We start from the raw sequence: 10,237 nt of genomic DNA, 5'->3' as shown, positions 1-10,237 counted from the left end.
ATTCGGTAACAAACAGTCATTGCGAGGAAACTGTCCCTTCCCCGACACCGCGCGCAAGTACCTTTCAGCCTGCATACAGAAGACTTCAGAACTCACCACGGGAAGGAAGGGCCACCCGCCCAGGGGTTTGATTACAACTATCTCGTCAACCTAGAACTGCGCCCTTGAGACGGTCTCCTAGGGCACCGTTAAGCCAAGACACGTCAACATTTAGCCTGAATCGACACCCTCGACGTGTGTCTCCTAAACCTAATGTTGGATGGGACGCACTAGGAGCAACGGGAGTTGAGCCCGAGTTGTACAAGATGTACTCTTGACGCATGACCAGTACAACCCTCAGCGCCTTCCGCGCCCACCAGAGCAAAGTCCTCGACGATGCCCAGCGCGAGCCGGTAGAGATCCTCAGCCGCGGTAGCCGACGTCGCGCCGTCGTGGTCTCCCCTGAGTTCTTTGACCGCGCGATCCAGGCCCTAGAGGATCAGAGTGATATCCGCGGCGCTGCAGAAGCCCGTGGGGAGACTGGTCAGGTATCCCACGAGGAGCTGATGGCCGAACTGGGCCTCTAAGCCCCGGCTGTACCGCTATATGCCGTTGTACTCGATCACCTATAAGCCCTCTGCTGCGAAAGCCTTCCGCAAGGTCCATCCCAGCGATCGTCGTCGCATCAAGGATGCGATCGAGTACCTCGCTCAGAATCCACGTCCTCAGGGATACGTTCAGCTCAGCGGTGGTGACGGTGAGTGCCGTATCCGAGTAGGCCAATACCGCGTGGTCTACGACATCGCCGATGACGAGCTGGTGATCCTAGTGCTGCGCATCGGGCATCGCCGCGAGGTGTACCGATAGAGACCTCGCCCGGGACGCCACGCAGCAACTGAGCAACTGGGTGAACAGGTCATCAGGTCACCTCAGCTGTTGTGGGGCCGTGTCACTGTTGGGGGCTACCCGTTCTCCAGGTGCCCAAGATGTGGGTCCGCTTCCTTTTCACGCACCTATTTCTTGCTGGTAATAACCTGAAAGCTGGAAGTCTCGCCTAGGACTAGACTTTGTGGCTTACTTGTTAGTAGCTACGCCTTCTGCAGGACCGTTCCCTGCAGGAGTGGATTCGAGGACGAGGCAGGTGTTGCCGTGTTCTCGATTAAACAGTGAGGTGTTGGAAATGGCTCAAAAGGTAGAAGTGGTCCTTGTGGACGATCTAGATGGCAGCGAGGCGAAAGAGACCGTCACCTTTGGTCTGGATGCTCGGTTCTACGAGGTCGACCTCAGTGATGACAACGCTAAAGAACTGCGTGAGACGCTGAAGAAGTACATCCGCAAAGGCCGCGCGATCGCGCCGCCCTCACCGCAGAATGAAGCTCGCCAGATACGCGACTGGGCGGTCAAGAACGGCCACCAGGTCTCTTCCCGTGGTCGGCTGCACCGAGACATTGTTGAGGCCTACCGCAACGCCAAGAAGCGCTAGCCATTTCAGAAGTCTTTATCTGTCAGCGGGACCCGTAGCGACAGCGCTTTCAGGCTTCACTGACGTTCACCGCTAACCGTGATGGCAGGCCTACAGCCAAGGCCCTGTTTTCTCAGTTCGGGTATACCTTTTCCTACACTCAAGCGGGGACAGTGGGCGCACGTCGCATGACGTGTCCGCGCGGTCTAAAGGAACACATTCGTGCGAAGCTCTCAGACATGCCACAGCAGATTCGAGGGCAGCGGGTGGCCTACCTGCGGGTCTCCACGAACTGCGCGACACTGGGTGCTGGCGCTCGGCCGCTGGCCTGGGTGGCAATCCAACTCGCAGTGGGGCGCTTCGAGCCTGTAGTTCAGTACGGTTCGTGCTCGGTGTGGGCCGGTCATCGTCATGCGCGACCCGCCCCGCTGGTCAGTTCTCGGGCGCGGGAGTGATGCCGTCGCGCTCCATGCCCTCTTTGATATAGCGCAGCACCACGTCACGCATGGAGATCTCGCGCTTGAGTGCTTCCCACCGCAAGGTGCGATGAATCTCCACCGGGAGATCGAACGTGGTCTTTTTCGTGGGCGTGGTCTCGGTGACCTCGCGGAACGTGTGGGCCACTCCCCCGCCCTGCGGTGGCTTCGGGGCGGCTTTGCGGCGCTGCATAGCTGCAGCCATTGAGTTCTGCTGCTTCTCGCTCATGCTGATATCTCCTTAGTCAGTCAAGACGCGCATTGCCGCGCTGAGTTCGGTGATCACTTCGTCATAGCCATGGAGCCGCGCGCCCGAAAGGTCGGTGTGCCACGCTCGGTTGATCTCCTGTCGATCTGGAATGGCGGTAGTAAAGACTGCGATATCAGCATCGAGCAACATTTCGCGGGACTGCTTGTAGAGCTGGTGACGGGGGTCCACTCTCCACAGCAGGATCGCGGCCGGCGTGGTCATGGCCTCGTAGGTCTGCATTGCTCGATCCATGTCCGCGATAGTGGTCCCAGTGGGGATGACGACCATATCTGCGGCCGCTGCCGCTGCGTCGATGATCGCCGGATCGTTGGGCGCGGTGTCAATGAATAGAAAGTCGACAGTGGACTTCTCGGCGGTCTTGGCGAGAGTGGCCCGGTTGGCGACTGTCACGGAGAAGTTCAGGGGTGTCCCGGCTGCCTCTGCGGCCTCAGCCCAGCTGCTTGCGCTCCCCTGCGGATCCGCGTCGATCACTGCGGAGCTGTAGCCAGCTCGGTGAGCTGCCTCGGCGCTCATGAGAGAGGAGGAAGTCTTACCTACTCCACCTTTCGTATTCAGGAAAGCGACTCGCATATCTCCATACCTCCGTATCTAAGGTTGCCCGTCTAACTATATCTAAGGAAAGGCGGAGGGACGGGAGTAGGTAGTGAATAGTTCTGTCATCCCGTATCCCCATACATATAGCCAGCCGTCAATAGGGGTATACGGGCTTCCATACTTCCCTACTAACGGGCTGCCAGACTCCCGTCCATATATCTCTCCATAAGTAATATTACCGTACATATTCACAGGGTCGGCATGAGACAGGACGTTGCGAGGACCACGCCAGCCGTAGGAAAGGGGGCAGCGAGGGAGCAACCGAACCTGACCATTGATCACACCCGACTAGGCACCGGGGCTGGTGCTGCGGATCGGCTGCGAGGCCTTGAACGTGTCATAAGTGCGGCTTTAGCGTGGGAGCAACGACGGAGCTGCGAGGACGCATGCAGAGAACGAGGGACCAACGGCGGGGGAGTACGCGACGCTGCTGGCCATCCTGGAGGGGCTTGGCATGGAGCACCGCCAGTTCCTTTGTGGAATCTCAGTGGTGCAGGGCTGACCGCCGCACGGTTGAAGGACGCGGTGCACGCGCTGGCGGTATGGGGGTGTAGTCGAGCGTCCTGTAGGGCAGGGCTGCCCGATGAGGTGGTGGAGGTCCGGGCCGAGGCGGGACGGTTAGCCGCTGCGTGGACCGCTGGGTGGTCCTGAGTTCGGGTCACCGGGGGAGCCTGGTCCGGGTGGGGGGATCTCGCAGGGGATTCCTGACCTACGTGACCGGGGAGAGAGGGCCTGTAGCCGGTGGGCCTCACGGTGTGGGGGTCTACGGATCACCTGATGCTCCACTGTTGCACGCGGGCACTGATGCTCCACATACCGCCGTAGCCAGCGGGAAACCGTGGACGGTGCGGCCGCGAGCTTCTGGCCGATAGCGGCCTGTGAGTGGCCCTGTGCGCGGAGCTTCTGGGCCTTGCGGGCTTTGGTGTCCGTGCGGGGCTTGCGGGCCGCTGCGGACGCGGCAGGGCCTAGCGCGCGGGCGGCGCGCTGCGCGGCCGTATTGGCCAATCCGCCGCGCCGGCCCATCTCTGCCATCAGTTCCCGCAACTGGGACGGCACGGCCACGCCTGCGCGGTGGCCACGGGGGCTCGCCATGTACCGGGCGATGCTGCGGATGATCCCGTGCACCTCAGCGGCCTTCATGGGCTCGGGGGCTGAGTCGTTGGTCTCCCAGGCCACCGCCTCGAAGTCCCCGCCGGCATAGGCGACGTGACGGGCAACGTCGAACACGGTTTGATTCCGGTTGCCGGTGTCGATCGCGGCCGCGATAGTCCGGTGAGCTTTCTGGGTGGCGCTGCGGCCGGTGAAGCGCATCCCCTCGGGCCACAGGTTCGCGGTTTTGAGCGCCTGGTGGAGCTGTTTGAGTCCATAGACCGGGGGAGTGGCGGACGCGCGCAGCTCGGCCCGGGAGTAGGTGGGGTTGCGCACGCGCACGGGTGTCAGTGGGTCTACCGCTTCGTCGCCGGCCAGTGCCTCGCGGAGCGCCGCGCCGATAGCGCGAGCGTAGGCGACGGGGCGTTCACGGGCGGTGGATCGCAGGTCAACGGTGTCGATCATCCAGCCGGCTTGTGCGCCCTTGCGGGTTTCCACGATCCAGGAGGGCCGGATCTCGGGCGGGATCGTGTCGAATATGTCTAGAACGGCCTCAGGCCGGTCAATGTCGATGACCAGGACTGAGCCGGCGGAACGTGAGGGCGTGTAGAACTCGAACTCGGCCAGGTCAGCGGCGCTCACGCGCACTGATGGTGCGGTTTTAGTCGGGGACGCGCGAGCCCAGGCAGTAGCCGTATTGCCCAGGAATGCCGCGCGGAACGCAGCACGAAACGCCGTGTTGTTGCGTGGACTCTGGGGCGTTTGGGCGTGCGGTGCTACAGTAGGAAGCACATTGAACCCCTGCCCGGGAGTTGAATGTGCCCCCTTCGACGGGGGGACATGAAAGAGATCTCCTTCTGGGGATCGGATTCAGAACCGGTTTGTTTGGCGACTAGGCGGTTCTGAAAAAGTCTTAGGAGCGCCCGCACCGCGGGCGCTCCACTTTTTTATGCAGACATAGGTAGAGGTTCCTGGCCTTCTAGAGCCAACACATCCACGGAGTCCAGATCAGCCATCAGGACTCTTGCGATGTAATCAACTTTGGTTTCTCCGGTGAGTGCGCACAGGCGGTCAAGTTTCTCGAAATAGCTCGGCGAGAGCTTAGATGTCACGCCCTGCCGTTCTCCCTTTGATGGCCTAGCCATGAGATACCTCCGTGTGAAGTGGACCAACTTGCACAAGCATGCCTCCCGGGAGGCCCAACTTCCGTAATTAGATACGGCGTGTCTCCAATTAAGCTAACGGGAATGAGTCACAGCGCGGGATCCGCCGCTGCTGCGAGACAGAAGTGCGGATTCACGGGCCCTAATCGAGACGCGAACTAATGCACTGACTGTCGACTACCGACGACTACGTAGCGGAAGGCCTCCGCGAGCTCTCATGGCCTGGAGGCTATCGTCGAGATTCAGCCGGCCGGAGAGACGGCTAGCCTCCTCGGACATCCCGAGTGGCGGGGATCCGATTACCGATGTCCCATACCCACCAGCGGTCATCCTCGTTCGCCACTAACGTGACATACACCGCGCGGGGGATCTTCATGGCGGCAAACGTTCGCGAGTCGCCAGCAACCTCTGGGATGAACCGCATAAAAGCGATATCCCTCGCTGGGGCATCAACAGCAAAGTAGACCTTCGACGCCAACGAGAAGCCCTCCAGCATCTCGTCGACCCACACGTAGTCCCCGAACGCCTTCGGAGACCACGTCAGTCTTTGCAGTGCACCCAGCGCCTCCGGGTTGTTCAGTCGTCCGCCCAGGGCTGTCCACCACATGAAGAGAACATGCTGCGGGTTCGTGAAGTCGAACTCTCCATCGGGGGAGGGCCACGGAGAGCCTTCATCCCCTGTGGACTCATAAGCTGCCATCGTCGTCGCGCTTTGGCCCCAGTGGTGATGGAGGATATTCGCCGTCATGGGGACTGTTCCCGCGACCCCTCGGAGCACGTCAGAGACTTCTTGGGCCGGCTGGCGCATCCGGGCGGCTTCATGCTCGATAGCAGCCTCAACGCCTCGTGGGTCTTGATCATGCAGGGCGAGTAAGAAAGCATCGGGATCCACCACAGCCACGTCGTCTGCCTCGGTAGGTGCGGCAGGGAAGTCGCTGAGGTTAAACGTCACCAGAACATCAGCGAACCCGACCTGAGCCGCAGAGTAGACATGCCGGTCCTTAGGGTCACAACGAGGATCCCCTGGCAGTTCCTCATGGCCTCTGACCGTAGCTCGTGGAAACGCGCGCCTCATCGCGTTAAGACGTCGACCCGCCTTTACCGGGTCAAGCCCGAGCTTATGAACGAGAGTTCTCTCGACCTCCTCGAGGATCTCCTCGGACCAACGAGGATCGAAGAGATCATGCTCTGCCAGGGTCAGAAGAAGACTGCTCAGCCGCTGCGGAACTAATACGTTGGCGTCCAGAAGGACAATCTGTCCCGTCACCGGGTAGCGACAGGCTGTTCTTCGACGGTGGGATCGAACGTATCCGCGAGATCCTCCAGCGCACGGGCCCTCTGCGTCTTTTCAGCCTCCAGATAATCATCCAGCGCCTGCCTGGAGATGCGACGGTGGGAACGACGACGCTCATAAGGGATCAACCCGTCATCGAGCATCCTCACCAAGGTCGGCCGGCTGATTCGCAGGATCTCGGCTGCCTGCTGGGTACTGAGATACTCAGCCCGCGCCACAATCTCGACGCCTTCTCCGTCGGCGGTGTGCTGAAAGAGCTCATGAAGACTGTGCCGTAGCTCGTCGGTGAGCACGACCTCCGCACCGTCGATCACCATGGACCGGGCAGAGACCACCTTCACTGCGGCTTCGCGGGCGGAATCCCGAGACTCAGCGTTCACCGTTGTCATGACACACAGTCTACCAAACGAACGAAACGAAAACTCTTCTTGGTTTCGTGCGTGGGACTAAGGCATCCTCCGTCGTATCGCGAACAAGAGACGCTCTTACAGCGAATCGATGAGCCTCCGCAAGAGTGCTGAGACAGTAGTGCCCTGCTCAGCAGCGACCTTGTGGAGCTTCGCGCGACGAGCAGCATCTACTCGGAAGGTGAAGGGGCGCACCTGGGCACCGATACTCACCGGACGTCCCGCCCTAGCGGGGCCGATATGACCACCGCTATACCCCTCTGGGGACTCCGCCTGAGCAGCCCACGCTTCGAGGTCGTCATCAGTAAAGTCTTCACCATTAACCCCGGTGTACTGACCCATCTGATGCCTCTTTCCTCACCCATCACCTGCACAGGTTGCCCCACGCCATTCTCCCCTACGGAGAAAGGACCCTCCATCCTGCCTCACCTGGCGGGGACCGGAAGATCCACCGCGCCACACTGGACCGACCTCGGCTGCGGCCAGGGGACCACTCTTTCGGCTTTAGCGTTCGTACCCAGAATCCCGGTCTTTCCCAGGAGAGACGATGGGACCCCGTGCCGCCTCGGGGGAGTGGTACTGGCTCGGGTCGCGGCGTCCTTCAATCCTGGCCAGTTCCGACTCCTCGGCACGCGTCAGATACGTGCTCGGCGAGGTCCGCAGATGCCGCTGTTCCAGCATCTCAGCCCGGTGCTCAGCCTGACGACTGGCCTGTTTCGCCTCATCGACCTGCGCCAGTGCCTGGTCTCGATGTTCTGCTGCCTCATCTCGAGCAGCCTGGGCCTCGCGGATTTCTGGGGTGTCCAAACGCTGCGGGGCGTGCTTGTCCACGACCGCGTCAGTCCACCTCGACCACAACCTATCCACTTCACTGGTGCTCGACGTGAAGGGATTAGAAGACCGCTGCTTCTGGGGTTTCACTCGCTCACCCACCGGAACATCCCACCGAGAAGCCAGCTCCCGGCGAATCGCGTCGGACTCCTGCGTCACCCGGCCCCGACTCAACAGACCAGCATCGAAGACCTTCACATCGGCATCTCGGCCGCGACGAGCATCCTCTACCACCTCACTGCCCAGCTCCTTCCGGACACCACTGACCAGCCCCTCATATCGATCCGCGGCCTGGACCGCGGCCTGCTTCGCGGCCTTCAACTCACCGCGCGCCGTCGAGACCACGGCGTGAGACTCTAGGCTCTTGGTTTTCGCGTCTTGGACCTCGGCGTAGTCCTGGGCTTCCCGCTGCTTCATCAGCCCGCGCAGCTCCTCAACGCGCTGCGCAGCCCGCTGCGCGGCTCGCTTCTCGGGGGTCACCGTGTTCTCGGTACGAGGTGCCCGTTCTCGACACAGCACCTCAGCCACATCCAGCGTGCTGTGCAGCGTCCCGGCGAGCTGTGCGCGTTCCCGGGTCAGGTTCGTCTCGGTCACGATCCTCGCGATCCGATTCGCCTGGGCAAGTAAGGACACCCAGTCCTTGACCGGGCCACGGCGTCCTACTTGGGTGGCCATCAACCACTGCTGCCCCAACTGCCCCGCACCGCCGTTTCGGCCCTGCGCTGGCTGGTGTGAAGCATGCTGTGCGCTTGTGTGGTGTCCGCCGCGCTGCCGGTACAACACCTCATCGGGAAGTTGGTGGCCGCGCATGCTCCACGCCACTCGTGAGAAATCATCAGAGAGCCGCACCAGAGGACCGTGACTGTTCTTCTCCATGCTGATGGAGAGCCGGGCGTAGATGTTCGCCATCGTGTCCGGCCCAACCTTGCCCGAGATCAGCTTCTCGTAGGACTCCGCACTGAACCGATGAACCTCCTTGGCCTCCACTGGCTGACTCACGGTCTTCTCACGAATTTGGTGCATGAGGTCAACCGCCTCGGCGCGGCCGGCGTCGCCGTAGCGTTCCTCGATCCGTGGCCAGGCCAAAGACCGGTCCAGTTTCGAGGGGGAGTACCAGATCTGCCGGCCATCCCCACCCTGGTCTTTGGAGGCGGAGGGGAACGCCAACCGATACCCGGCGATCGTGTTCCGATCACCTTTCGCGAACCGCGGCTGGACGTGCACACCCAGGTCCTGGAGATGCCGGATGTACTCACCCTGACTCGATGCAGTGGCCAGGCATGTCCGTGCTCGGCGGCGCAACTCAGCACGCTCTGTCATGCCACTATCCCTATCCTGCGCGCGGGCGAGTTCGGCGGGCTTATCCCCAGAGATCCCGTAGCCATGTTCCCGTGAGGCCAGCACCGTGAGGCCGTGCTTCTTCTCAATCTCATTGGAGACCCGCTGGGCGCGTTTGAAGTCGTGACGCACATCAGCCTTCGTGCCGTCTTCACGGACCAGCTGCACTGCAATGTGGATGTGGTCGTTGCCGTTCTTCGATGCCCCGTGATGGATCGCCGCCCACCGAGAAGTCTTGACGCCCTCGGGGTCGATGAACCCCATCTTCTCCACGAAATCGTGAGCAACCTCAGCCCACTTCTCGCGGGCGAGTTCACCCTCCTCTGCCTTCAACGACAGCGAGGCGTGCCACACGTGAGCGTCCTTCTTCCCCGTGGTCACATACTCACCCCGGGCCTCATCGAACTCACGCTCAGAGACTAGAACCCGCGTGCCGTGCTGCTTCCGAGAGAAGTCCAGAATGTTCGCGATATCCAACGCATCATCGGCGCTCAACGCCCTCCCTGGTTCGACGGCGAAGGTCACCATGTCATGACCGGCGATCAGCTGCGGATTCGTGTGCTCATTCGCCCGCCCCGGGCCGGCCAGGTACATCACCAGGCCCGCCATCCGACCACCACGGGTGACGTTAGGCATCATGAGGCATCAGCCTCTTCCGGAGACACCGCAAGACCCGGAAGCGTCCCACTGATTTCCCGCATGGTCGCGCGCAGTTTCGCCAAGGAGTGCGTGAGCTCCGCACTAATCTCAGCAGTCACTGCTTCTTCCGCGTTGGCCCTTCGGGCCAGCTGGTTGAGGTTGTTTCCGACGGCGGCCAAGGAACCATTGAGCTGATTCAACCGGGTACTCATCTCATGGCGCTCACTGACCGAGACACCACGCTCCCGAGACAACGCTGATTCCTTCAAAAACCGTGCAGGGGTCATCCCCGCTCGCTGCGCTGCGAAGTACAACGCATTGTCCTCAAACTCGGTGAGCTTGACCTCGCGACGGATCGGTCGGCCACCTTCGGCATTGGCCTGACGCATCCGACCTGCCACGACAATCACCGCCCGTCTTTGATCCCCTGGCCCAGTGCAACGACCACTAGAAAGCTCCACCTTCTAGTGTGCCACCGGCCCAGCGCAGCGACAAGGCATCAAGCCAGTTAGCCGTGCTAACTGCATAGCTTGCTCCGTCTGGGACACCTTTTGTTGGTCTTTCTGGGTTTGAACGTGCGGACCTGAAAAGACAAGCGTTCTTTTCGCGGGAGAAGCTTACGGGCTGCGCAGAACCGGTCAAGCCTTCCGACCGGCTTTCGCGGCATATCCTCACTCAATCGCTGCGCTCAATC

The 10,237-nt window shown here is 61.4% G+C and carries 10 protein-coding genes; 3 read left to right on the top strand and 7 right to left on the bottom strand.

The features are described 5' to 3' along the window. The first annotated feature begins 320 nt into the window (after nucleotides 1-320). The 3 genes from BCL67_RS14610 to BCL67_RS14600 all read left to right on the top strand — a co-directional run bounded on the left by BCL67_RS14610 (nucleotide 321) and on the right by BCL67_RS14600 (nucleotide 1,462). Nucleotides 321-566 carry a type II toxin-antitoxin system Phd/YefM family antitoxin gene (locus tag BCL67_RS14610; protein ID WP_106124141.1) on the top strand — a complete coding sequence of 82 codons (246 nt, stop codon included), beginning with the start codon at nucleotides 321-323 and terminating at the stop codon, nucleotides 564-566. A gap of 19 nt (nucleotides 567-585) precedes the next feature. After that, nucleotides 586-846: a type II toxin-antitoxin system RelE family toxin gene (locus tag BCL67_RS14605; RefSeq protein WP_106124140.1), complete on the top strand. Its 261-nt coding sequence runs from the start codon at nucleotides 586-588 to the stop codon at nucleotides 844-846. Between the two features lie 313 nt (nucleotides 847-1,159). After that, complete coding sequence (locus BCL67_RS14600) at nucleotides 1,160-1,462, top strand: histone-like nucleoid-structuring protein Lsr2 (RefSeq protein ID WP_106124139.1); 303 nt, start codon at nucleotides 1,160-1,162, stop codon at nucleotides 1,460-1,462. Between the two features lie 411 nt (nucleotides 1,463-1,873). Here the strand turns inward: BCL67_RS14600 and BCL67_RS14595 are convergent, their stop codons facing one another. From BCL67_RS14595 to BCL67_RS14560, 7 genes are all read right to left on the bottom strand, one after another. Further along, nucleotides 1,874-2,146, bottom strand: a complete 273-nt coding sequence (locus BCL67_RS14595) for a hypothetical protein (RefSeq protein WP_106124138.1) — start codon at nucleotides 2,144-2,146, stop codon at nucleotides 1,874-1,876. A gap of 12 nt (nucleotides 2,147-2,158) precedes the next feature. Further along, the gene (locus BCL67_RS14590; RefSeq protein ID WP_106124137.1) at nucleotides 2,159-2,758 is read right to left on the bottom strand and encodes a ParA family protein; all 600 of its coding nucleotides are present in this window, start codon (nucleotides 2,756-2,758) and stop codon (nucleotides 2,159-2,161) included. A gap of 642 nt (nucleotides 2,759-3,400) precedes the next feature. Beyond that, nucleotides 3,401-4,513 carry a replication initiation protein gene (locus tag BCL67_RS14585; RefSeq protein ID WP_146131198.1) on the bottom strand — a complete coding sequence of 371 codons (1,113 nt, stop codon included), beginning with the start codon at nucleotides 4,511-4,513 and terminating at the stop codon, nucleotides 3,401-3,403. A gap of 783 nt (nucleotides 4,514-5,296) precedes the next feature. Then, entirely contained in the window at nucleotides 5,297-6,301 is a 1,005-nt protein-coding gene (locus BCL67_RS14580) for a PIN domain-containing protein (protein WP_106124135.1), read from the bottom strand. Next, on the bottom strand, nucleotides 6,298-6,717 hold the full coding sequence (locus BCL67_RS14575; RefSeq protein WP_106124134.1) for a helix-turn-helix domain-containing protein: 420 nt from the start codon (nucleotides 6,715-6,717) through the stop codon (nucleotides 6,298-6,300). Before BCL67_RS14575 ends, BCL67_RS14580 begins: the two co-directional genes overlap by 4 nt. A gap of 522 nt (nucleotides 6,718-7,239) precedes the next feature. After that, nucleotides 7,240-9,543 carry a relaxase/mobilization nuclease domain-containing protein gene (locus BCL67_RS14565; protein WP_106124132.1) on the bottom strand — a complete coding sequence of 768 codons (2,304 nt, stop codon included), beginning with the start codon at nucleotides 9,541-9,543 and terminating at the stop codon, nucleotides 7,240-7,242. Continuing rightward, nucleotides 9,540-9,953 carry a plasmid mobilization protein gene (locus tag BCL67_RS14560; protein WP_106124131.1) on the bottom strand — a complete coding sequence of 138 codons (414 nt, stop codon included), beginning with the start codon at nucleotides 9,951-9,953 and terminating at the stop codon, nucleotides 9,540-9,542. Before BCL67_RS14560 ends, BCL67_RS14565 begins: the two co-directional genes overlap by 4 nt. Nucleotides 9,954-10,237: the final 284 nt, after the last annotated feature.

This window comes from Nesterenkonia sandarakina (assembly GCF_003003175.1).
GTDB classification, from domain to species: Bacteria; Actinomycetota; Actinomycetes; order Actinomycetales; family Micrococcaceae; genus Nesterenkonia; species Nesterenkonia sandarakina_A.
This window is presented reverse-complemented; position numbering and strand designations above follow the sequence as displayed.

Bases quoted from the DNA above. Each gene is read 5' to 3' on its own strand.
- BCL67_RS14605 (WP_106124140.1), top strand. From the start codon at position 586: ATGCCGTTGTACTCGATCACCTATAAGCCCTCTGCTGCGAAAGCCTTC.
- BCL67_RS14600 (WP_106124139.1), top strand. From the start codon at position 1,160: ATGGCTCAAAAGGTAGAAGTGGTCCTTGTGGACGATCTAGATGGCAGC.
- BCL67_RS14610 (WP_106124141.1), top strand. From the start codon at position 321: ATGACCAGTACAACCCTCAGCGCCTTCCGCGCCCACCAGAGCAAAGTC.
- BCL67_RS14565 (WP_106124132.1), bottom strand. From the start codon at position 9,543: ATGATGCCTAACGTCACCCGTGGTGGTCGGATGGCGGGCCTGGTGATG.
- BCL67_RS14575 (WP_106124134.1), bottom strand. From the start codon at position 6,717: ATGACAACGGTGAACGCTGAGTCTCGGGATTCCGCCCGCGAAGCCGCA.
- BCL67_RS14595 (WP_106124138.1), bottom strand. From the start codon at position 2,146: ATGAGCGAGAAGCAGCAGAACTCAATGGCTGCAGCTATGCAGCGCCGC.
- BCL67_RS14590 (WP_106124137.1), bottom strand. From the start codon at position 2,758: ATGCGAGTCGCTTTCCTGAATACGAAAGGTGGAGTAGGTAAGACTTCC.